The sequence below is a fragment of the Rhodovulum sp. MB263 genome, from assembly GCF_002073975.1.
Lineage (GTDB): Bacteria > Pseudomonadota > Alphaproteobacteria > Rhodobacterales > Rhodobacteraceae > Rhodovulum.
In genome coordinates this window covers 1,805,057-1,827,740 of the sequence record NZ_CP020384.1, presented here as the reverse complement: position 1 = coordinate 1,827,740, position 22,684 = coordinate 1,805,057, and the positions used below count along the sequence as shown (strand labels likewise).

Annotated in this window: 19 protein-coding genes and 2 pseudogenes; 9 read left to right on the top strand and 12 right to left on the bottom strand. The window is 67.0% G+C overall.

Going from position 1 to position 22,684, the window contains the following annotated elements; genetic code table 11:
* Positions 1-6 precede the first annotated feature (6 nt).
* The 7 genes and pseudogenes from B5V46_RS08575 to B5V46_RS08545 all read right to left on the bottom strand — a co-directional run bounded on the left by B5V46_RS08575 (position 7) and on the right by B5V46_RS08545 (position 9,130).
* Positions 7-1,779 carry an ABC transporter ATP-binding protein gene (locus tag B5V46_RS08575; RefSeq protein ID WP_080616216.1) on the bottom strand — a complete coding sequence of 591 codons (1,773 nt, stop codon included), beginning with the start codon at positions 1,777-1,779 and terminating at the stop codon, positions 7-9.
* Positions 1,772-2,851 carry an ATP-binding protein gene (locus tag B5V46_RS08570; RefSeq protein WP_080616215.1) on the bottom strand — a complete coding sequence of 360 codons (1,080 nt, stop codon included), beginning with the start codon at positions 2,849-2,851 and terminating at the stop codon, positions 1,772-1,774. The genes B5V46_RS08575 and B5V46_RS08570 overlap by 8 nt, the downstream gene beginning before the upstream one ends.
* On the bottom strand, positions 2,841-3,539 hold the full coding sequence (locus B5V46_RS08565) for a response regulator (RefSeq protein WP_080616214.1): 699 nt from the start codon (positions 3,537-3,539) through the stop codon (positions 2,841-2,843). Before B5V46_RS08565 ends, B5V46_RS08570 begins: the two co-directional genes overlap by 11 nt.
* The gene (locus tag B5V46_RS08560; protein WP_080616213.1) at positions 3,536-6,649 is read right to left on the bottom strand and encodes a multidrug efflux RND transporter permease subunit; all 3,114 of its coding nucleotides are present in this window, start codon (positions 6,647-6,649) and stop codon (positions 3,536-3,538) included. The genes B5V46_RS08565 and B5V46_RS08560 overlap by 4 nt, the downstream gene beginning before the upstream one ends.
* Positions 6,650-6,661: 12 nt before the next feature.
* Complete coding sequence (locus tag B5V46_RS08555; protein ID WP_080616212.1) at positions 6,662-7,819, bottom strand: efflux RND transporter periplasmic adaptor subunit; 1,158 nt, start codon at positions 7,817-7,819, stop codon at positions 6,662-6,664.
* A gap of 210 nt (positions 7,820-8,029) precedes the next feature.
* Positions 8,030-8,389 (bottom strand): annotated as a pseudogene (locus B5V46_RS08550) (IS5/IS1182 family transposase); the annotation flags it as partial.
* Positions 8,390-8,920: 531 nt separating this feature from the next.
* Positions 8,921-9,130 carry a hypothetical protein gene (locus B5V46_RS08545; RefSeq protein WP_080616211.1) on the bottom strand — a complete coding sequence of 70 codons (210 nt, stop codon included), beginning with the start codon at positions 9,128-9,130 and terminating at the stop codon, positions 8,921-8,923.
* Positions 9,131-9,205: 75 nt separating this feature from the next.
* On the opposite strand from B5V46_RS08545, the gene B5V46_RS08540 reads away from it, so the two are divergent.
* The 6 genes and pseudogenes from B5V46_RS08540 (at position 9,206) to ptsP (ending at position 15,697) form a co-directional block, all read left to right on the top strand.
* Positions 9,206-9,598, top strand: coding sequence for a DUF2177 family protein (locus tag B5V46_RS08540; protein WP_080616210.1), 393 nt, complete (start codon positions 9,206-9,208; stop codon positions 9,596-9,598).
* A 57-nt stretch (positions 9,599-9,655) separates the two neighbouring features.
* Positions 9,656-10,282: a heme-binding protein gene (locus B5V46_RS08535; RefSeq protein WP_080616209.1), complete on the top strand. Its 627-nt coding sequence runs from the start codon at positions 9,656-9,658 to the stop codon at positions 10,280-10,282.
* Positions 10,283-10,432: 150 nt separating this feature from the next.
* Positions 10,433-11,032: pseudogene (locus B5V46_RS20490) on the top strand (IS3 family transposase); the annotation flags it as partial.
* 395 nt (positions 11,033-11,427) lie between these two features.
* Entirely contained in the window at positions 11,428-11,901 is a 474-nt protein-coding gene (locus B5V46_RS08520; RefSeq protein ID WP_080616207.1) for a DUF1178 family protein, read from the top strand.
* Positions 11,902-12,203: 302 nt separating this feature from the next.
* Positions 12,204-13,442, top strand: coding sequence for an aspartate kinase (locus B5V46_RS08515; protein WP_080616206.1), 1,239 nt, complete (start codon positions 12,204-12,206; stop codon positions 13,440-13,442).
* Between the two features lie 11 nt (positions 13,443-13,453).
* On the top strand, positions 13,454-15,697 hold the full coding sequence (gene ptsP, locus B5V46_RS08510; RefSeq protein WP_080616205.1) for a phosphoenolpyruvate--protein phosphotransferase: 2,244 nt from the start codon (positions 13,454-13,456) through the stop codon (positions 15,695-15,697).
* A 104-nt stretch (positions 15,698-15,801) separates the two neighbouring features.
* Here ptsP and B5V46_RS08505 read toward each other — a convergent pair whose 3' ends face one another.
* Both B5V46_RS08505 and B5V46_RS08500 read right to left on the bottom strand, forming a co-directional pair.
* Positions 15,802-16,191, bottom strand: a complete 390-nt coding sequence (locus B5V46_RS08505) for a CVNH domain-containing protein (RefSeq protein WP_080616204.1) — start codon at positions 16,189-16,191, stop codon at positions 15,802-15,804.
* Positions 16,192-16,458: 267 nt separating this feature from the next.
* Positions 16,459-17,013 carry a GNAT family N-acetyltransferase gene (locus B5V46_RS08500; RefSeq protein WP_231119268.1) on the bottom strand — a complete coding sequence of 185 codons (555 nt, stop codon included), beginning with the start codon at positions 17,011-17,013 and terminating at the stop codon, positions 16,459-16,461.
* A gap of 72 nt (positions 17,014-17,085) precedes the next feature.
* Here B5V46_RS08500 and B5V46_RS08495 point away from each other — a divergent pair, with 72 nt between their 5' ends.
* Together B5V46_RS08495 and B5V46_RS08490 are read left to right on the top strand one after the other, a co-directional pair.
* Positions 17,086-17,685 carry a flavin reductase family protein gene (locus B5V46_RS08495; RefSeq protein ID WP_080616203.1) on the top strand — a complete coding sequence of 200 codons (600 nt, stop codon included), beginning with the start codon at positions 17,086-17,088 and terminating at the stop codon, positions 17,683-17,685.
* Positions 17,686-17,804: 119 nt separating this feature from the next.
* Positions 17,805-18,677 (top strand): S-methyl-5'-thioadenosine phosphorylase, encoded by an 873-nt coding sequence (locus B5V46_RS08490; protein WP_080616202.1) that lies wholly within the window; start codon positions 17,805-17,807, stop codon positions 18,675-18,677.
* Between the two features lie 242 nt (positions 18,678-18,919).
* Here B5V46_RS08490 and B5V46_RS08485 read toward each other — a convergent pair whose 3' ends face one another.
* Positions 18,920-19,102, bottom strand: coding sequence for a hypothetical protein (locus B5V46_RS08485; RefSeq protein WP_080616201.1), 183 nt, complete (start codon positions 19,100-19,102; stop codon positions 18,920-18,922).
* A 317-nt stretch (positions 19,103-19,419) separates the two neighbouring features.
* Between B5V46_RS08485 and B5V46_RS08480 the strand changes: the two genes are divergently transcribed.
* The gene (locus B5V46_RS08480) at positions 19,420-19,959 is read left to right on the top strand and encodes an adenine phosphoribosyltransferase (RefSeq protein WP_080616200.1); all 540 of its coding nucleotides are present in this window, start codon (positions 19,420-19,422) and stop codon (positions 19,957-19,959) included.
* Between the two features lie 124 nt (positions 19,960-20,083).
* Here the strand turns inward: B5V46_RS08480 and B5V46_RS08475 are convergent, their stop codons facing one another.
* Both B5V46_RS08475 and B5V46_RS08470 read right to left on the bottom strand, forming a co-directional pair.
* Positions 20,084-21,496, bottom strand: a complete 1,413-nt coding sequence (locus B5V46_RS08475; protein WP_080616199.1) for an FAD-binding oxidoreductase — start codon at positions 21,494-21,496, stop codon at positions 20,084-20,086.
* Between the two features lie 75 nt (positions 21,497-21,571).
* Positions 21,572-22,387 (bottom strand): MBL fold metallo-hydrolase, encoded by an 816-nt coding sequence (locus B5V46_RS08470; protein WP_080616198.1) that lies wholly within the window; start codon positions 22,385-22,387, stop codon positions 21,572-21,574.
* Between the last annotated feature and the right edge of the window lie 297 nt (positions 22,388-22,684).

The window sequence follows — 22,684 nt, the reverse complement described above, 5'->3', positions numbered from 1 at the left end:
CCGGGGTCACGCGCCGCTCAGAAGCCCGGCATAGACACCGCCTTTCGCCGCCAGCGCCGCATGGGTGCCGGTCTCGACCACCCGCCCGTGCTGCAGGACGACGATCAGGTCCGCCTCGCGGACGGTCGAGAGCCGATGCGCGATGGTGATGGTCGTGCGACCCCTGGACAGCGTATCGAGGGCCTCGGACATCGCGCGTTCGGTCCGGGTATCGAGCGCGCTTGTCGCCTCGTCCAGCAGCAGGACCGGCGGGTCGCGCAGGATGGTGCGGGCCAGCGCCAGGCGCTGTTTCTCGCCGCCCGAGAAGCGGAAACCGCCCTCGCCGACGAGCGTCGCATAGCCCTCGGGCAGGGCCACGATATGGTCATGGATCTGGGCCACCCGCGCGGCCGCGATCATCTCGGCCTCGGTCGCCTCGGGGCGGGCGAAGCGCAGGTTCTCGGCCACCGAGGCATGAAGCAGATAGGGCTCCTGCGACACGACCCCCAGCATCTGCGACAGCGTCGCAAGGCTCAGATCGCGCAGGTCCACCCCGTCGAAGCGGATCGCGCCGCTCTCGACATCGTAAAGCCGCGCCAGAAGGTAACCCAGCGTGGTCTTGCCCGAGCCGGTCGGGCCGACGATGGCGACATGGCTGCCCGCCGGGATGGTCAGGCTCACATCGTTCAGCGCCGGGCCGCGCCCCTCGGCATAGGCAAAGCGGACATGGTCGAGCTGCACCTCGCCGCGCATGGCAGACCGGGGAATGGTCACCGGATCGGCGCGTTCGGTGATCTCGACCGGCTTGTCGAGATACTCGAAGACGCGGGCAAAGAGGGCGCGGGTCTTGCGCGCGTCGCGGCCGACCTCGAGCAGTTGCTCGAAGGGCCACAGAAGCTGTTCCTGAAGCGCGATCATCGCGACCAGCGTGCCGATGCTGGCCGGATTGGCGCCCTCCATCAACAGCCCGCCCGCCAGCAGCGTCAGGGCAGGCAGGGTGGCGAGTGCAAAGCCGATCAGCGACCACTGCCATTCGCCTGCCGTATGCGAGCGGACCTCGAGCTGCGCCAGATCGCGCGAGATGCGGGCAAAGCGCTGCGTCAGCCAGGGACCGCGCCCCATGGTGCGGGCGAGGATGATGCCGGGCGCCGACAGCGTCTCCTCGACCGCGGCCGACATGTCGGCCGCGCGGGCCTGCTGCTGGAAGGTCAGGGCCTCGCGCAGCCGGGCGACCCGGGCGCTGATCAGCACGGTCAGGGGCACGATCACCAGCACGAAGAGGGCCAGCCGCCAGTCCAGAATGACGATCGCCACCGCCGCCATCGCCACCGCGCTGAGCGAGCGGCCAAGCTCGTTCGCGGTCTCGGTCATCAGCGATTGCAGCCCGGCAATGTCGCCCGCGATCCGGGACTGCACCTCGCCGGTGCGGGTGCCGGTGAAGAACCGCAAGGACAGCGTCTGCAGATGCGCGTAAAGCCGGACCCGCAGATCGTGCAAGATCGCCTGTCCGATGCGCGCACTCAGAACGATCTGAAGCGCGCCGATCCCGGCCGAGACCAGCGCCGCCGCGATCATGCCGCCCGCCAACCAGACCAGAAGCGAAAGATCCTGTTGCGGCAGGGCGATGTCGATGATCGCGCGCAGCAGGAACGGCCCGGCCAGCCCAATGGCCGAGGCAAGGATCATCAGCGCGACCACCGCCACGATCCGTGCCCGGTAGGGGGCGAAGAGCCGCAGGATGCGCCGCATCGACACATGCCGCGCGGCCAGATCGTCATAGGTCTCGGGATCGTCAGTCATCGGTCTTTCCGGCGGGTTGGGCACGTTTCGGCAGGCGGAGTTCCACGGTCAGCCCCGGCGGCGGATGCGGAACGATCCGCGCCTCGCCGCCATGGGCGCGGGCAATCGCGCGCAGGATGGGCAGGCCGAGGCCCGAGCCGCCCAGGCTGCGCCCGCGCGAGGCTTCCGCCCGCCAGAACCGCTCGAAAGCACGGGCCTGATCCTCGGCGGACAGGCCCGGCCCGGTATCGGAACAGCGAAAGACCACCTCATCGCCCTCCGTGCGGGTCTCGACATGGACATGGCTCTGCGGCGCATAGCGGCGGCAGTTCTCCAGCACCGTGACGCAGGCCTGGCGCAGCCGGGTCCGGTCGGCCTGGATCCGGGCCGGCGCAAGCGCGCGGGTCAGGGTGATGCCGGCCGCGGCCAGTTCCGCCTCCAGCCCGTTCAGCGCGGCCCCGACCTCCTCGGCCAGATCGAGCGGATCACAGGTCAGCTCCAGCTGTCCCGCGGTGCTGAGCCCCAGCGTGCGCAGCTCCTCGACGATGGCCGAGAGATGATCTACATGCGCGATCAGCCGCGCATAAAGCTCGGGCGTCGGATCGAAGACGCCATCCGACATCCCCTGCAGGCGGCCGCGCAGAATGGTCAGCGGCGTGCGCAGCTCATGCGCGATGGCCGAATTGGAATAGGCAAGCTCGGCCTCGGCGCGTTCCAGACGCTCGGCCATGGTGTTGAAATCCGCCAGCAGGTCCGCCGCTTCGCGGAAGCTGCCGGCCGGCAGCGCGGCCCGTGCCGAGAAATCGCCGGTCGCGATCCGCCGTGCGGCGGCCGCCACCGATTTCAGCGGCTCGACGATCCGCCAGGCCAGCCGCCAGCCGATCCCCGAGGCGGTCAGCAACCCGAAGGCCAGAAGCAGCAGGACCATGACGGTGTCGGCCGTCCGCCAACCGGCAAGCTCGTCGCTTTCGGGATAGATCCAGTCGTAGATGAACAGGAAATAGGCCATCATCCCCAGACAGACGACAAACGCCGCGATCAGCGTCAGCGCGACCATCGTCTTGGTGATCCGTGCGTTCAGATTACCGGACATGGGGCGCGTCCAGACGGTAGCCGACCCCGCGCACGCCCTCGAGCATGCCGTCCGCGCCCGCCGCCGCGAGCTTGCGGCGCAGATTGCTGACATGGCTGTCGACGGTGCGATCGAGCGCGGATCCCTCGGGCAGGCAGGCATCGACCAGATCGGCCCGGCTGAAGGCCCGCCCCGGAAAGCGCGCCATATGGGCGAGGATGCGGTATTCGGTCGGGGTCAGCTCCAGCGCGGCGGGCCCCGCATCATTGTCGAGCACGGCGCGATAGGCCTGCGGATCGACCGTCAGGGGCCCCACGCGCAGCAGGTGATCAGGCCCCCGCCCCATCGTCCGGCGCAACACGGCGCGGGCGCGGGCCACCACTTCAAGCGGGTTGAAGGGCTTGACGACATAGTCGTCGGCCCCGATCCGCAGCGCCTGCAACTTGTCCAGATCCTCAGCCAGGGCCGTGACCATGATGACCGGTGTCTCGCCCCGGCGCCGGATCGCGGCCAGCACCTCGTAGCCGTCCTGCCCCGGCAGCTTGATGTCGAGAACCACCAGATCGGGGCGCAGGCGCTGGTGATGAGCGAGGCCCGTCGCGCCATCGCGCGCACAGATCACGCGAAAGCCCTCGCGCGCGAAGTAGCTCTCGAGGATCTCGGCGATCTCGGGCTCGTCCTCGACGATCAGGATCAGGGCATCGGTCATGGCGCGGCCTTTCGCATCGTGTCCTGTGGCGTCCTCCGCGTCAGGCGGCTGACCGTGACATAAAGCACCGGCACGAAGAAAACCGCCAGCACCGTCGCCGAGACCATGCCGCCGAAGACGCCCGTGCCGATGGCATTCTGGATCTCCGAACCTGCCCCCTGTGCCAGCATCAGCGGCACGACGCCCAGGATGAAGGCCAGCGAGGTCATCAGGATCGGCCGCAGGCGCAGGCGCGCGGCCTGCAGGATCGCGCGATGCAGCCCCATGCCCTGCTGCTCGCGCAGATGGCGGGCATATTCGACCATCAGGATCGCGTTCTTGGCGGACAATCCGATGATGGTGACAAGGCCCACCTTGAAGAACACGTCATTATCCGCGCCCCGCAGCAGCACGGCGGTCACCGCCCCGAGAAGACCCAGCGGCACGACCAGCATCACCGCAAACGGTACCGACCAGCTTTCGTAAAGGGCTGCCAGCACCAGAAACACCACCAGCATCGAGGCCGCGAGCAATATCGAGGCCTGATCGGCCGATTGCCGTTCCTGCAGCGATTGCCCGGTCCATTCCACCGCAAAGCCCTGCGGCAGCGCCTTTGCCAGCCGCTCCATCTCGGCCATGGCCGCGCCGCTCGACACACCGCTTGCCGCCTCGCCCGAGATCCGCGCCGCCGGATAGCCGTTATAGCGATCCAGTTGCAGCGGGGTGTTTTCCCAGACCGGGGTGACCACCTCGGAGAGCGGCACCATGCCGCCGTCGAGATTGCGCATCTCCAGCCGCAACACGTCCTCGACATGCATCCGGGCCGCGGCATCCGCCTGCACGATCACCTGCTGCATGCGCCCCTGATTGGGGAAGTCGTTCACATAGGTCGACCCGATGGCTGTCGAGATCGTCTCGCTGATCGTGTCGAACCGCAACCCGAATGCCTGGGCTTTCTCCCGGTCGATCTTCAGCGCGATGCTCATGCCGTCGGGCAGACCCTCGCTCATCACCCCGGTCAGCAGAGGGCTGGCCTCGGCCAGGGCGATCAGCTGATCTTCTGCCGCTTTCAACGCCGCCGGGCCCGCATTGGCGCGATCCTCGAGCCGCAACGAAAAGCCCGAGGTGGTGCCCAGGGATTCGATCGCCGGGGGCTTCATGATCATGGCCATCCCTTCGGGGATATCGGCCATGGCAGCCTCGGCGGCGGCGATCTCCTCATCCACGCTGGTCTTGCGCAGGCTCCAGTCCTTCATGCTGGTGAAGGCCTGCGCGGCATTCGGGCCCGAGCCCGAGAAGCCGAAGCCGAGGATCACGGTATTCTCGGTGATGTCGGGGCGGGTCGCGGTATGGGCCTCATAGGCAGCGATCACGGCACGGGTGCGCTCGGCCGTGGCGCCTGCGGGAAGCTCGAACATGGCCATGAAGCTGCCCTGATCCTCGTCGGGAACGAACGAGGTCGGAAGTCTCGTGAAGCCCGCCCACATCACTCCGATCAGCACCGCATAGATCACCAGCATCCGCCCGCCGCGCCGCAGGGTCCACCCGACCCAGCCGGTATAGCGCCGGGTCAGCGCGTCGAAGCGGCGGTTGAACCATCCGAAGAAGCCGTGCCCGTTGCCATGCCCTTCCACCGGGCGCAGCAGCGTGGCGCAAAGCGCCGGCGTCAGAGTCAGCGCGAGAAAGGCCGAGAACAGGATCGACACCGCCATCGACAGCGTGAACTGGCGGTAGATCGCGCCGACCGAGCCCCCGGCCAGCCCCATAGGGATGAAGACGGCCGACAGGACCAGCGTGATGCCGACGATCGCGCCCGAGATCTCGCGCATCGCCTGTTGTGTCGCGGCCCGGGGCGAGAGGCCCTGCCGCGCCATGATGCGTTCGACATTCTCGACCACCACGATGGCATCGTCGACGATGATGCCGATGGCGAGAACCATGCCGAACATCGTCAGCACGTTGATCGAATAGCCCGCCAGCCACATCACCGCAAAGGTGCCCAGAAGCGCCACAGGCGCGACGATGGTCGGGATCAGCGTATAGCGGACCTTCTGCAGGAACAGCAGGATCACCAGGAAGACCAGAACCATTGCCTCGATCAGCGTGTGGATCACCTTGGTGATCGAGACCTTCACGAATGGCGCGGTGTTGTAGGAGATCGAAACCTCGATATCCTCGGGCATGGCGAGGCGCAGCTCGGCCAGCCGCTTTTCGATCGCGGCCGAGGTGCGGACGGCATTGGCGCCGGGGGACATCTGGATGGCGGCGGCGGCGGCCCCCTTGCCATTGCTGCTGACGCTGAAGGCCATGGTCTGCGCGCCCAGCTCCAGCCGCGCGACATCGCCCAGAACGAGGCGCGCGCCGTCGGCATTGGCGCGCAGCGTGATCCCGGCAAAGGCCTCGGGCGTGCTCATCTGGCCCTGGATGGTGAGCGGGGTCGAAACCCGGGTGCCCGGCACCGTCGGTTCATCGCCCACCCGGCCGGGCGTGGCCTGCGCGTTTTCGCGCGCGATCGCCTCGGTCACATCGGCCATGCTCAGGCCATGGGCCGAGAGCTTCGCCGGATCGACCCAGACCCGCATCGCGCGTTCCGAGCCGAATTGCTGCACGCGCCCGACACCGGGGACACGTTTCAGCTCTTCGGCCAGGTTGCGGGACAGGTAATCGCCCAGGCTCAGCTCGTCGGTGGCCCCAGTCCGCGACCTCAGCGTGACGACCATCAGAAAGCCCGACTCCGCCGCCTCGACCCCGAGACCGGCGCGGCGCACGGGGTCGGGCAGCAGCGCCTCGGCATTCTTCAGCCGGTTCTGCACCTCCACCTGGGCCATCTCCGGGTTCGTGCCCGGTTTGAAGGTGACCGAGATGCTCGCGCCGCCGGTCGAATCCACGCTCGATTCGTAATACAGCACGTTCTTGACGCTGGAGAGTTCCTTCTCGATCGGGCTGACCACGCTGTTGCTGACGGTCTGGGCGTCGGCCCCGGCATAGGTGGTGAAGATGCTGACGCTGGGCGGCGCGATATCGGGGAACCGCGCGACCGGCAGTTGCGGGATCGCGACGATCCCGGCCAGCGCGATGAAGATCGCGATGACCCAGGCGAAGACCGGGCGGAGGATGAAGAATTGCGGCATTGCGCCCGTCTCTCAGAATTGGGGATGTGAAGATGGAGCCTCGGCGGGGCTGGCGTCGACCGATACCGCGCGGCCCTCGGGCACGCGGTCCTGCCCGCGGATCGCCACGACCTCGCCGGGCATCAGTCCCGATGTGACGATGAAGCGGGTGCCGACCCGGTCCCCAAGCCCCACGTCGCGGCGCATCGCCTCCCCCTCGGGCGAGACGACGACAAGCTGCGTCCTGCCGCCGCCGGTACGCAGAACGGCCTCCTCGGGCACCAGCAGCGCGTCAGGCAGCCTTCCGCGCGGCAGGCGTGCACGCACGAACATCCCGGGCAGCAGGGCGAGGTCGGGATTTGCGGCCCCGATGCGGATGGTGACATAGCCGGTCCCCGGATCGACGATCAGATCCGTGAATTTGACCACCCCCGTCACGGGCTCTGCGCCCTCGCGATCCGCCAGGATCCGGACCGGTCCCAGCCCCTCCCTTGCAGCCCTCAGGATGGCATCCAGTTCCCCGGCCGGCAGGCGCATGTCGACAAAGACCTTCCCGAGATCCTGCACCACCGCCAGCGGCTTGTCGGCCCCGGCCGATGCCAGCGCGCCGGCATCGGCCAGATCCGCCGTCACATGGCCGTCGATGGGCGCCCGCAGCGTCGCGAAATCCAGATCCAGCCTCTTGCGCTCGACCAGGGCGCGCGCCTCGGCGACGCCTGCCACAGCAAGCCGCAGATCGTTATGGGCGGTATCGTTCCTTTCCCGGCTGACGGCCTTCCTCGCAAGCAATGCATCCGAGCGCTCGGCCGCGCGGCGGGCATGGGCCTCGGCCGCTTCGGCGCGCGCGAGGGCGGCCTCTGCCATGACGAGATCGGCCTTCAGCGGCGCCGGATCGATGCGGAACAGGATCTGCCCGGCCGAGACCCGGGCGCCTTCTTCCACCAGCCGTTCCAGGATCAGGCCGCCGACCTGCGGCCGGATCTCGACCCGCCGAAACGCCGCGACCCGGCCGGAATGCTCGGCCTCCAGGACGATCGGCTCGGGCCGGATCGTCCGGGTGGTCAACCGGACCGCGGCCCCCACCGCATTTTCCTCAAGGGCCGCATCGGTGCGGTCTCCGAACTGGAACAGGGTCAGCGTCCCGGCCATCAGCCCGAGAAAGCAGAGGATCAGTAGATTTCGGCGCGTCATGTATCGTCCAGTCGATGTCACACTGCGGGCAAATCGCATCGGACGGTGGACGAACCGCCGAGATTTCGTGGAGATATCGTGAAGATCGCATCGCGTAAGGCTGACCAATCCGGACGGAAGCGTTTGCCTGCCCTTTGGAAATTGACGGACCGGTGGGGCGTTGTTGCGCAGGCCGCGCCTCAGACATGACTGCCCTTCACCCGGCTGACCTCATGTCACGCGAAGGATCTCGGCGGCGCCGAAAGCGTTGACGCGGTTCATGAGTGAGATGCTGATCTGGATTTCGGAGATCTGGCGCTCTGGATCTCTGGCCATGATGGGTGTGCCGAAGGATTTCAGGCCGCGCCTTCTCGTCTCGATCCGGCTGCGGGCGTGGGCTCCGGTCTTGCGCGTCCAGAACGCCCGGCCGTAATGTCGGGTGGCGCTTCGTGTTTCGTTGTGGGCGCGTGCCGCTGGGCCATCGTCTTTCCAAAGGCGGCCGATTTTGCGGATCGGAATGATCGGCGTGGCCTCAGGCGCGGGGATGGCGGTATGGCAGCGGCGCGTGTCATGGCCACCGCCGGCGGTGACCAACTCGAAACCGACCACCATCACCCCCAGGGACTATCGTTAGGAACGAGGGACCACCGGGCCGCAGGTCACGGTTTCTGGCAGCCCATGGCATGGCTGCGGCGCTGCTCGATCTCGATCCGACTGTCGGTGTCCGCGCGCCGAAGAGGCGCAAGACCGCCGGACACCCGCCATGGACGCCCGATGAGATCGACGCCTATCGTGCGCGCTGGCCGGTCGGCACGGTGCCGCGTCCCGCACGCCCGAACAGGCAAGGATCGACATGGCCGCCTTGATGGCCGCATAGTGAACATCACCCCAGTCCGGGATCCGGGGGCAAGCTCACAACTCCCGGGCCGCAGTCGCGCCGCTCTTCGAGACCGAGTAAGTCAGCCGCACCTCCTCGATCCGGAAGGCCCCGAACAGCGCGCGGATCTCGGGTCGGTCGTTGATCGACAGCACGAAGGCGCCCTTGATCCGGTCGAGGCGCTCGGCCAGCTCGGCGAACTGGTCGCGGTCGAAGAGCCCCTCGCCGTAATCGTCCTCGCCGCCTCAATAGGGCGGATCGAGATAGAACAGCGCCTGCGGCCCGTCATAGCGCGCCAGCACGTCCTGCCAGGGCAGGTTCTCGAAGACCACGCCGTCGAGCCGGTCATGGGCGGCGGCATTGAGCAGCAGGCAGATCCCAACCGAGCTGAAGCGCGGGTCACAACCGAGCGAACCCCGCGGACATTGGCCGCCCGGCCGGTAACGCAATTTCACGCGGAACAGCTCGCAGTCATAGGCAACGGGATCTTTGGCGCTATCTAATGGCTCGAACTCACGCCTGGAGCTCGAATGAAACTTTACGCCATCACCGCCGTTCTTTTCCTTTTCATCGATGCCGTCATGTTGACCCTCATGATGAAGCCGCTCTTTACCCGCCATATCGGGGATGCGATGCGCGACAGCCCGATGATGGCCCCGGCAGGCCTGTTCTATCTGGCCTACGTGGCGGGGCTCGTGTTCCTCGTCGCGGCACCTGCATTGCGCGATGCAGTGCCGAAGCGGGCGGCACTGCACGGGGCCGTGCTCGGGGCGATGGCCTATGGCACCTATGAATTCACCTCGATGTCGATCATGAAAGACTGGTCCTGGACGATGGTCGCCACGGACACGATCTGGGGCGCGGTTCTTACGGGCTTTTCCGCTTGGGCTGGCGTGATGATCATGTTGCGCTTGCAGGACTGAGAAACAGGTAGACCGTCGGACAAGCCGTTGCGGCCCTTGAAATGCAAGGAGTTAAGTATGTTGTCCCGCGCCACAAAAGCGATCACCGCCTTTGCCGGCCTCCTGAGCGTCACCGCCTGCTCTATTCTCGGAAGTGCGGCAGCGCCGGAACCCGACTACAGCCTGGCCCTTGCCGAACCACCGTTCGAACTGCGCGATTACGGCGAACTCGTGGTCGTCAGGACAACAGTCAACGACGGCTCCCGCGCCGCCTTCGGTCGTCTATTCGATTACATCTCGGGCGCCAACAGCGGCGCGCGTGAAATCGCCATGACCGCACCCGTCCTGAATACCGACACCGCCAATGGGGCCAAGATTGCCATGACCGTGCCGGTCCTGCAGACTCAGGAAGCTTCGCGCGAGATGGTCTTTATCTTGCCCGACTCGCTGACGCTGGACACTGCGCCCGCGCCGACCGACCCGCGTGTCTCTCTGGCCACGATCCCGCCGCGCAGGGTTGCGGTAGTGCGCTACTCTGGTTCGATGAGCAAAAGAGCTTCTGCCGAAGAAACCCGCCTGCGCAACTGGATTGCGAGCAAGGACCTGACTCCGGCGGGGCCGGCCGAGGTTGCAGGATATAACCCGCCCTGGACGTTGCCCTCCCATCGCCGCAACGAGGTTCTGATCCCTGTAAAAAGGGACTGAGCAAACGTTGGACGAGATCCTAACCTTTAGGTCACATTCTGTTTTTCAACCATTCCCTTTCGCCCAGGAACCGGAAAAGCGGCAGGGCATGATGGTCTGCCCCCGGAGACCTGGTCCTCCCTGGAGTGGGCTTGCGAGCCGGATGGAGGAATGAGGCAAGAGAGGCACAAGCCGGAGCAGATCGTCGCGAAGCTTCGGCGGGTCGACGTGCCGCTATCGCGGGCTCGCCCGGTGGCGGAGGCCCTGTGGTCGATCGGGATGACGCGGGTCACCTGCTCCCTGTGGCGCAAGGCGTTCGGCGGGTGGAAGACCGGCCAGGCGAAGCCTCTGGACGAGCTCGAGAAGAAGGACGAGCGGCTTCGCAACGCCGTCTCCGATCTCACGTCCGGAAAACTGATCCTGAGAGAGGCCGCCTCGGGAAACGTCTGAGCCCCGCCAGCCGCCTGGCCTGCGTCGCGCATGTCCGGCAGAATTTCAGCCTGTCGGGTGCCCGGCCGGCATCGGCCCACTCAGGGCAAAGTGGCGCCAGGCCGGGCTGACGACGACGCACTGACTGCAGATATCATCGCGTTCGCCAGCCGGTATGGGCGATCCGGCGATCGCCGGATCGCGGCCATGCTGCTGGATGCCGGGAGGCCCGTGAACGTGAAGCGCGTTGAGCGGATCTGGCGGTTTGAGGTGCCGCACAAGCAGCCGAAGACGGGGCGGCTCTGGCCGAGCGACGGATCCTGCATCCGTCTGCGGCCCGAGACCGGGCGCGGAATGACGCGGGTCCAGCAGCGCTTCCGAGCGGTCTGCAACGGGCCGATTGGCGGGTTGGCAGACCGGGGCATGACAGGTATCGCCACCGGGAGATCCTGAAAGACATGGAAGATATAGACCTTCATTCCCGGGAGGATGGAGCACCGGAAGGACATGAGAGACGACAAGCGGCGGGACAAATGCCGGGATCTCATCCCGATCATGTCGGGCCGATGGAAGGATTGGCGCCCTGTTGCCAGCAGATACGATTTGCCAGCCCGAGACGATCGCTGCCCGGAAACCTTTTCTGGGCAATCCTCCTCGCAGCGGCGCTCATCTTCTGGCAATGATGGGGAACGACTCCGGAGCTTAGGTATCTCCCGGTCCTGCCACAGGATTTTCGAATGATCCGCTATGCGCTTACCTGTGCCGAAGGGCACCGCTTCGACAGCTGGTTCCAATCGGCCTCTGCCTTCGACACGCTCCTGAAGGGTGGCCATGTCGCCTGCAGCCATTGCGGCAGCCGCAACGTCTCGAAGGCGCTGATGGCCCCGAGCGTCGCGACCGACCGGCCCGCAGGCTCCGGCGCGCCGGCGCCGGAGGACGGCCCCGGACAGAACGCTCCCCCGGCCGAGCGCCCGCTTTCAGCCCCCGCGAGCCCGGCCGAACAGGCGCTGACGGCACTGCGCAAACGGATCGAGGAGACCTCCGAACATGTCGGCCTGCGATTCGCCCAGGAGGCACGCGACATTCATGCCGGGCTCCGCCCCGACCGTCCGATCCATGGCGAAGCCCGCCCCGACGAGGCGATCCGGCTGATCGAGGACGGCATCCCCGTCGCGCCCCTGCCCTTCCTGCCCGGTCGCAAGAGAAACTGACGCAAGAGGACCTGAAGACGCGCCGCCCCTGCGGCCCGGATCGCCGACACCAGAGGGAAACCTGGCCTTCATGGCCGAGGCTTCGGAACGGTCGCGGCCCCGGATCGACATCCCCGCATCGCGGACGGGTCCTGAGCCTCGCAGCGGGCGGCTTCCCCATGGGACCGCGCGTCGAAGGCGACAGCGATCCCGACGCGACCGGGGCCGCCGAGAGGCAAGCGCCTCCCTATTGAACTTGCCCTCTGCCGCGCCATCCCATAAGGCATCCCCGAAACGAAAGCGCGGGGACGAGACGGGCAAAGATGCCGGTTCTGGTAATGAAATTCGGGGGCACCTCGGTGGCCGATCTGGCGCGCATCTCGAATGCCGCCGAGAAGGTCAGGCGCGAGGTCGAGCGGGGCTATGACGTCATCGTCGTGGTCTCGGCGATGTCCGGCAAGACGAACGAGCTGGTGGGCTGGGTCGAACAGACCTCGCCGCTGTTCGATGCACGCGAATATGACGCCGTGGTCAGCTCGGGCGAGAATGTGACCGCCGGGCTTATGGCGCTGACGCTGCAGGAAATGGGCGTGCCCGCGCGCAGCTGGCAGGGCTGGCAGGTGCCGCTGAAAACCAGCTCGGCGCATTCCGCGGCGCGAATCGTCGATATCCCGCGCGCCAATATCGACCAGAAATTCGCCGAAGGCATGCGCGTCGCCGTGGTCGCGGGTTTCCAGGGCATCAGCCCCGAGGGCCGGATCACCACGCTGGGCCGGGGCGGCTCGGACACCACCGCCGTCGCCTTCGCCGCCGCCTTCGGGGCCGAGCGCTGCGACATCTATACCGATGTGGACGGGGTCTATACCACCGACCCGCGGATCGAGGACAAGGCGCGCAAGCTCGACCGCATCGCCTTCGAGGAGATGCTGGAACTTGCCAGTCTCGGCGCCAAGGTGCTGCAGACCCGTTCGGTCGAGCTGGCGATGCGCTACAAGGTGAAATTGCGGGTCCTGTCGAGTTTCGAAGACACTGACGAGACCTCGGGCACGCTCGTCTGCGACGAGGAGGATATTGTGGAACAGAACGTCGTCTCCGGCGTCGCCTATTCGCGCGACGAAGCCAAGGTCACGCTGATTTCGGTGGCCGACCGCCCCGGCATCGCCGCCGCCATCTTCGGGCCGCTGGCCAAGGCCGGGGTCAATGTCGACATGATCGTGCAGAACATCTCGGAAGAGGGTCGCACCGACATGACCTTCTCCTGTCCGGTCAACCAGGTTCCGCGCGCCCGCGAGGCGATGGAAAAGGCCATGGAAGCGGGCGAGGTCAATTTCCGCCAGGTCGTGGCCGATACCGATGTGTCCAAGGTCTCGGTCGTGGGGATCGGCATGCGCAGCCATGCCGGCGTCGCCTCGACCATGTTCGAGGCACTCGCCGCCGAAGGGATCAACATACGCGTCATTACAACTTCCGAGATCAAAATTTCCGTTCTGATCGACCGGAAATATATGGAACTTGCCGTGCAAGCCCTCCATGATGCGTTCGGATTGGAAAACGCAGCCTGATACGGGGGCAAATGCCCGACCCGACTGAGAGTGCAAGCCGCAAGCTGCTTGTCAGCTTGCGCGAGACCCTCGCCGAGCCGGCGGCGGGTCAGGAGCGGCTGGATCGTATCACGACCCTGATCGCCGAGCAGATGGGCACCCATGTCTGCTCGGTCTATCTGTTTCGCGATGCCGATACGCTGGAGCTTTGTGCAACCGAGGGTCTGAACCCGGAATCGGTGCACAAGACCCGGCTGCGGGTCGGCGAGGGGCTGGTCGGTCGCGTCGCCAAGACCGCGCATCCGATCAATTCCGGCAACGCTCCGCAGGAACGCGGCTTCCGCTACATGCCCGAGACCGGCGAAGAGATCTTCTCGGCCTTCCTCGGCGTGCCGATCCAGCGCCTGGGCGAACGGCTGGGCGTGCTGGTCGTGCAGTCCCGGGACGCGCGGCAGTATTCCGATGACGAGCTATACGCGCTCGAGGTCGTGGCCATGGTGCTGGCCGAGATGACCGAGCTTGGCGCCTTTGTCGGCGAAGGCGAGGCGCTGGCCGCGCTGCACCAGCGGCCGGTGATGTTTCAGGGCACTGTCGGCCAGGAAGGGGTGGCAGTCGGCCATGTCTGGCTGCACGAACCGCGCGTGGTCGTGACAAACCCCATCGCCGACGATTACGAGACCGAGATGCAGCGGCTGGCCGAGGCCGTCGACCGGTTGCGCGTCACCGTCGACGAGATGCTGAGCGCAGCGCCGGGTGGCGACAAGGATCAGCTTCAGGTGCTGGAAGCCTACCGGATGTTCGCCAATTCGCGCGGCTGGAAGCGCCGGATGGAAGAGGACATCGCCCGCGGTCTCTCGGCCGAGGCGGCGGTGGAGAAGGAACAATCCGCAGCACGCGCGCGCATGCAGACCGTACCCGACCCCTATCTGCGCGAGCGGCTGCACGATCTCGACGACCTGTCGAACCGGCTGCTGCGCATCCTGACCGGCCAGGGCGAGCATACCGGCGCCGAGCGCCCCTCGGACCCGATCCTGATCGCGCGCAATATCGGCCCCGGAGAGCTTCTGGATTACGGCCGGAGCCTGCGCGGCATCGTGCTCGAGGAAGGCTCGGTCGGCAGCCATGCCGCGGTGGTCGCGCGGGCGCTGGCAATCCCGCTGATCGTCAATGCCCGGCGGATCACGACCGAGGCGCTGAACGGGGACCCGATCCTTGTAGATGCCGAGCAGGGCATCGTGCATCTGCGCCCCGAAGAGACCGTCGCGACCGCCTTCAACGACAAGATCGCGATGCAGGCCAAGGCGCAGCAGCGCTATGCCACGATCCGCAAGGAACCGGCACTGACGCTTTGCGGCCAGCGGATCGCGCTGCACATGAATGCGGGCCTGATGGCCGACCTGCCCTCGCTGGAAAGCTCGGGCGCCGAGGGCGTGGGCCTGTTTCGCACCGAACTGCAGTTCCTCGTCCGCTCCAAGGTGCCGAAACGCAGCGAGGTCGCCGCGCTCTATGCCCGGGTGATGGACGCAGCCGAAGGCCGCCGCGTCGTCTTCCGCACGCTCGATATCGGCTCGGACAAGGTCTTGTCCTACATGAAGCCGCAGGACGAGCCGAACCCCGCCCTCGGCTGGCGCGCGATCCGGGTCGGGCTCGACCGGCCCGGCGTGCTCCGGATGCAGCTTCAGGCGCTGATCCGGGCCGCCAATGGCCGGCCGCTTTCGGTGATGTTCCCCTTCGTGGCGCAGCTCGACGAATTCCGCGCCGCGCGCGACCACCTGCTGCGCGAGATCGACCGCGAGGGACGGCTGGGCCGGCCCCTGCCCGAACGGGTCGAGATCGGCGCGATGCTGGAAACCCCCTCGATGGCGTTCTCGCCCCGGCAATTCTACGAGGAAGCCGATTTCATCTCGATCGGCGGCAATGACCTGAAACAGTTCTTCTTCGCCGCGGATCGCGAAAACGAACGCGTCCGGCGGCGCTATGACACGCTGAATGTCAGCTTTCTGAGCTTCCTCGAGCAGATCGTGAAACGCTGCGAGGATACCGGCACGCCGCTGTCCTTTTGCGGCGAGGATGCAGGCCGCCCGGTCGAGGCGCTGTGTTTCGCGGCCATCGGCCTGCGTTGCCTGTCGATGCGCCCGGCCTCGATCGGCCCGGTCAAGCACATGCTCCGCCGCAGCAATCTCGCCGAGGCCCGCGCCGTGATCGACACCGCCCGGGCCAGCGGCGCCCAGTCGGTGCGCCCGGCCATCATCGACTGGCTGCGGCGGCGCGACTGACCCTCCGGCAGCGCCCGGCGCGCCAAGCGATCCGCGGATCCGGCAGCCAGGCAGAAAAACGGGCAGCCCTCCGGACTGCCCGCCTTGGATGTCCGGCCCCGGCCTCAGTTCGACAGGGTCCCGTTTTCGTTGCTGATTCCGTCGATCGAAATCGACGCCTCCTCGAAGGAGCCGTCGACCTTGCGGCAAGACGCGGTCAGCTCCACACCATCGATGGACGGGTGAAGCATGATGCTGCCGCAGCTTTTCTGAAAGCTCGCGCTGCCGCCCTCCATGACCAGCGATCCGTCCTTGTTCCCGATCCCCGGCATGGCGATCGAGGTCTCTTTCGGCATGCCATCGGCAGTCAGGCAGGTCGCGACGATTTCGGCACCGCCGTCATCGGTATAGTGGAACCAGATATTGGAGCAGGTGTTCTGGAAGCTGCTCGGATCGGCAGCAGATGCGGCCGTCGCGGAAAGAACCAGCGCAGAGGCAACGAGAAAAACCTTCATCAAAACATCCTCCCTGAATTGTGTGACTCAAATCGCCCACAACCCTTGGTTACCACAGAACATGGGCTTTTACCCGGAAAATCTGAATTCGGGCCGTTCTTCAAAGACATGGGAATTCCGGGGGCTGCCCCGGAAAGGCGCCGCCCGCCCGCGATCCGTCCTCTCTCGCCGAATCGCAGGGCTACGATCCCGCCCGGCCTCGCCCAATGCCGCGAGAAAGGACGCTGCGGCGCGCCGGGTGCCAGCATGCCGGAAGAGATGGCCCACTCAATCGGACGGCGGTTCGTCCCCCTGCCCGCCGGTCTGCCCGCCCGTCTGCCCTTCCGTCTGCGCGTCCGTCTGAGCACGGGTCACCGCACCGCAGATGCCCGCCCAGGCGCCGGGTCGCAGCTCTATCCCCAGCACGCGGTCGGGGTTGGTCGGCGGTGGCATCTCGACGCCGGTCAGCCGCGAGAAACCGAAGCGCGCATAATAGGGCGCATCGCCCACCAGCATCACCCGTTCCACGCCCAGCTCCTCGGCCCGGGCCAGCGAATTTCGGATCAGAAGCCCGCCCAGCCCCTCACCCTGCCGCGTGGGGTGGACGGCGACCGGCCCAAGCAGCAGCGCTTCGGCCTCTCCGACCCGGATCGGCCAGTACCGGATTGCGGCAGCCAGAATGCCCTCGGCATCGCGCGCGGTCAGACAGAGCCCGGCAACCGGCGCCACCCCATCCCTGAGACGGTAGGAAGACAGCGCATTGCGGCCCGGCGCAAAGCAGAGATCGTAAAGCGCCTCGACTTCCCACCAATCCCCGGCCGTTTCTTCCGCCACCCGGATCACGCCGCTCTCCCTTCCTGCTGGAACCGCCCCTAGCACGAGGTTATGTCGGGGGAAATGGCAGAAAGGAATGTCATGTTCTATCGTCCCGAAGAGGGCCACGGCCTGCCGCATGACCCGTTCGGCGCCATCGTCGCGCCGCGGCCGATCGGCTGGATCTCGACCCGCGACGGCGAGGGCCGGGACAACCTTGCCCCCTATTCCTTCTTCAATGCCGTGGCCTACGAGCCGCCGCAGGTGATGTTCGCCTCGACCTCGGTCAAGCCCGACCGCGACGGCACCAAGGACAGCGTCGCCAATATCCGTGAAACCGGCGTCTTCTGCGTCAACATCGTCGAGGAGGCCGCGACCGATGCCATGAACGCGACCTCGGTCCCCGCCCCGCGCGGCGAGGACGAATTTACCCTGGCCGGGATCGGCCGCACCCGCTGCGAGACCATCGCCTGTTCGCGGGTCGCCGATGCCCCGGCCGCGCTCGAATGCCGGCTGAGCCAGATCGTCGTGCTGCCGGGTGCGGCCAATCTCGTGGTCTTCGGCGAGGTCACCGGCATCCATCTGCGCGAGGACTGTCTGGTCGACGGGCGCTTCGACGTGACCCGCTTCCGGCCGCTCGCCCGGCTGGGCTATCGCGATTACGCCGCGATCCGCGACATCTTCGCGCTGCAGCGGCCGTAAAACCGGGCCCGGCAGCGGCATTTTTTGCCCCCCTGCGCGCCCAGGCGCCGTTTCCATTCCCCGACGAGGCGCCTAAAAGGAGCGCCGGCATGCCAGAACCAACAAGAGGGACGGATGACATGGAACGAATGATCGCGGTGATCGGCGGCTCGGGCGTCTACGACATTGACGGGCTGGAAGACGCGCGCTGGCAGGCAGTGGAAACGCCCTGGGGCAAGCCCTCGGACGAGATCCTGACCGGCACGCTCGACGGGATGAAGATGGCCTTCCTGCCGCGCCATGGCCGCGGACATGTGCATTCGCCGACCTCCGTGCCCTACCGCGCCAATATCGACGCGCTGAAGCGGATCGGCGCCACCGATGTCGTCTCGGTCTCGGCCTGCGGCTCGTTCCGCGAGGATTTCGCGCCCGGTGAATTCGTGGTGGTCGACCAGTTCATCGACCGCACCTTCGCCCGTGAGAAGAGCTTCTTCGGCGAGGGCTGCGTGGCGCATGTGAGCATGGCGCATCCGACCTGCGCCCGGCTGTCGGCCGCCTGCCTGCAGGCCGCGCGCGACGAGGGCATCACCGTGCATGACGGCGGCACCTATCTGGCGATGGAGGGGCCGCAATTCTCGACGCTCGCCGAGTCGAAGCTCTATCGCGAGAACTGGGGCTGCGACGTGATCGGGATGACCAACATGCCCGAGGCCAAGCTCGCCCGCGAGGCCGAGCTCTGCTATGCCTCGATCGCCATGGTCACCGATTACGACTGCTGGCATCCCGACCACGATGCGGTCGAGGTGGCCGATATCGTCCGGACCCTGATCGGCAATGCCGAAAAGGCGCGCGGCATGGTCAGCCGCCTGCCCCGGCTTCTGGGCGCCCACAAACCCTGCGACAAGGGCTGCGACACCGCGCTGGATCACGCGCTGATCACCGCCCCCGAAAAACGCGACCCGGCCCTGATCGCCCGGCTCGACGCGGTTGCGGGTCGCGTGCTCGGCAGCTGAGCGGACCCTGAAAGCACGGATCCGGCCCGGACGGCCGGGTCCGCCGGTCCGCCCTTGCGGTCGGCTCCGGCGGTCGCGATCCGCCCGACCGGTTTCCGGAGCGTCCGCCCGGCCCGGCAACGGCAGCGCGCAGAGGCCCGGTCGCGCTCTGGGACAGTTCGGGACATCCCCGCCACCCTCTGCCCATAGAATCCGGGCTGGATGACGCCCCGGCGCCAGGCTCGCGTGACCTGGGCGTCGTCCTATTTCTTCTTTCCGCTCCCGGCCTCGCCGCCATGCTGCTTGACGAAGCTCCGGATGAAGGCCCGGATCTCGCGCGCGGCACTGGTATCGAGCGTCTTGCAGAGCGCCACGAACTCGTCGCGCTGCTCCTTGTCGAGCCGAAGCACCAGCTGGCTGTCCTTCTTTCCGCCCTTCTTGCCCATGCCCTGCGCGTCCCACCGTTGCCTTTTGCCTATGCGATGTATATACATATGCATTAACCTCAACCCGGGACGGGTCCACAAGAAGAAAAAGAAAGGGAGTTCGAAAATGAATCTTCACGTCGCACAATGCCTGCTGAGACGGGACCGGATGGACTGGCGCAAGCCGCATCTCTCCTGGATTTCCGAACGGTTCTACCGCGCCTTCATGACCTCGCGCGGCTGAACGCCCCCCCCTTGCGTCAAACCACGCCCTTGCGGGGGGCAAAGCCTTGCGCCAGAAGCGGGCCCCGAAGGATCTGAAGCAGAGGGCCCCCGGGATGATCGCCAGCAGCAGCGTCAAGGACTACATCCGCACCATCGTCGACTTCCCCCATGAGGGGATCATGTTCCGCGACGTGACCACGCTTTTCGCCGATCCGCGCGGTTTCCGGATGGCGATCGACCAGCTGCTGAACCCCTATGCCGGGGCGCAGATCGACAAGGTCGTGGGCCTCGAGGCCCGCGGCTTCATCCTGGGCGGCGCCATCGCCCACCAGCTCTCGAAGGGCTTCGTTCCGATCCGCAAGAAGGGCAAGCTGCCCGCCGCGACCATCGCCGAGGAATACAAGCTCGAATATGGCGAGGCCGTGGTCGAGATCCATGACGATGCGCTCGCCCCGGGCGAGAAGGTGCTGATCGTCGACGACCTTCTGGCCACCGGCGGCACATGCGAGGCGGGCATCAGGCTGTGCGAACGGCTCGGCGCAGAGGTGATCGGCTGCGCCTTCATCGTCGATCTGCCCGAACTCGGCGGCCGCAAGCGGCTGGAAGAGATGGGCATGGACGTGCACACGCTCTGCGAATACGCGGGCGCCTGAAGACAGCGCCGGGGGCTCTGCCCCCGGACCCCCGGGGTATTTCTGCCAGGAAGAAGGGAACAGCGGCGTCTTCCTGGCGGAAATATCCACGACACAACCGCGCCATCCGTGCCCTCGGTCAGGATCAGGCCCGCAGCACCGCGCCGGGATTCATGATGCCGGCGGGATCGAGCGCGGCCTTGATCGCCCGCATCACCGCCAGCCGGGTCGGATCGCCATAATGCGCGAGCTCTGCCACCTTGAGCCGTCCGATCCCGTGCTCGGCACTGATCGAGCCTTCGAACCGGGCCACCAGATCGTGAACGCATCTGGTGATGGCCTCCCGCCGTGCCTCGTGATCGGCACGGGTTTCTCCGGGCAGCGGGAAGACGTTGTAATGCAGGTTGCCATCGCCGAGATGGCCGAAGCAGTTGATCCGGAAGCGCCCGATCCGGGCCAGCGCCGGCCCGGCCGTGGCGATGAAATCGGGGATCGCCGAGAGCGGCAGCGCGATATCATGCGAGGCGATGGCCCCGATCCGCCGATTGGCCAGCGGGATCGCCTCGCGCATTGCCCAGAAATCCTGGCGCTGCGCCTCGGATCGGGCGACCAGCCCGTCCGGGACCAGCCCGGCCTCGAAGGCCGCGGCAAAGAGATCTTCCAGCGCCGCGCCCGGGTCCTGCCCCGCGCCGAGCCCGAGCTCGATCAGCACCATCCACTCGGGCGGATCGGCGAAGGGGCGGCGCAGATCGGGCAGGGTCTCGGCGAGAAAGTCCAGACCCGCACGGTGGATCAGCTCGAAGGCCGAGACCCCCTCGGCGACCCGGTCCCGCGCCATGGCCAGAAGCGTCAGCGCCGCCGCCGGATCGCGCACCGCCAGCAACGCGGCCCCCGTGGCTGCGGGCCGCGGCACGAGCTTCAGGGCCGCCGCGGTGATCAGCCCCAGCGTGCCCTCGGCCCCGATCAGCAGATGCCGCAGGTCATAGCCGGTATTGTCCTTCCGAAGCCGCTTAAGCCCCGTCAGGATCGAACCATCGGGCAGCACCGCCTCGATGCCGAGGCACAGATCGCGCGCATTGCCATGGCGCAACACGTTGAGCCCGCCCGCATTGGTCGACAGAAGCCCGCCGATCCGGGCCGAGCCCTCGGAGGCCAGAGACAGCGGAAACAGCCGCCCCGCCGCCTCGGCCGCCGCCTGCACCTCGGCGAGGATGCAGCCCGCTTCGGCCACCAGCACATTCTCGTCGGCATGGACCGCGCGAATGGCCCGCATCCGTTCCAGCGTCACGATGACCGGGGCAGGCCCCGTTTCCATGATCTGCCCGCCGACCAGCCCGGTGCCGCCGCCATAGGGAACGATCCCGACCCGAGCGGCGGCACAGGCGCGCAGGATCTCGGCCGCCTCCTCGACCCCGCCGGGCGCCAGCAGAAGCCCCCCCTGCCCCCGGAACCGGCCGCGCGGCTCTTCCAGATAGGCGGGCGTCAGCTCGCGAAAGACGGCGGCGGGCAGCCGCGCGCGCAGATCGGCGGCAAAGGCATCGGTGACGGGGTTCAGCATGGGCGCTCCTTTCCTCACCGGTGAAGCATGGCCGGGCGCCCGCTGGCAAGCCAGTCGGACATGTCGCCGGACGGCTCAGTCAGAGAGCTGCTCCAGCACCACGACGGTCGGGCGGGAGGGCAGCGTCCGGAGCGAGACCTCGAGAGAGGATGAGCCCGGCCGGCGCATCTCGAAATCATCCGACATGCCGGCGAGAAAGCGCTCGAGCGTCCGGGGGCCGAACCAGTGCATCGGGATCACGACCGAGCTTTTCAGCCGGGTCAGCACAGCGATCATCGAGGGCAGATCCAGCGTCAGCCGCCCGTCGACCGGAGCCATCACCACGTCGAGCCGCCCGAGGGCCGCGAATTGCGCCTCGTCCGGGATATGGTGCAGATGGCCCAGATGCCCGATGCAGAGCCCCGCCACCTCGAAGACGAAAATCGAATTGCCGTCGGGCCGCACGGCCGCGCTGTCATGACCGCGAATGTCCGTGGGCACATTGCGCACCAGCATCTCGCCCAGATCGAGATGATGATCGGCGGCCTCTCCGCCCCTGGCCCAGCCCTCGAGAACATGTGGGATGGCGGGATCGGGAAAGGCGGTGAAATGGGTCTCGTGGGCATTGTTCATGGTCACCAGATCGGGCGTGACCGGGGTCGGGCCGAGATAGCCGGTATAGTCGGTGGCCGCCACCAGACCGCCCGGGGTCTCGAGCAGAAAGGTCGCGTGAGAAACGAAGGTCAGCCGCACCGTGTTCTCGCCGAGCGGCGTGCCGAAACCGGCAGGGTGCAGGAACCGCAGGCCGGGCGCGGCATCGGCGATGGCGATGCAATGGCTGAGCCGCCGCCCTTCGGCGAGGGCTGGCAAGACGGTCAGGACCGCAAGCAGGATCAGACAGGATCGCAACATGGCTTTGACCTCCCTGTCAGGAATTAGCGTTTCCCGGGTCTTCGTCAGGGCCCGGGGGACAAGTTCTCCCGGCGCGCATAAAAGCTGACGATCCGCAGCAGAGGGTCCGATCCGAGGGCCGGGCGGAGGCAGAGGCCTTTCATGCCCTGCCGCAGCTTCCGCAATCTGCCGATCCGCAGGCGTTCTTCGTTCCGGTCCTCCCGACCGCGCCCGATGCCGAGGATAACAAGGGCGGCGTGCATTTCGCAGGCCGTTTCCTCGGCTTGGGGCGGAACAAGTCGATGTTCGGCGAGCAGC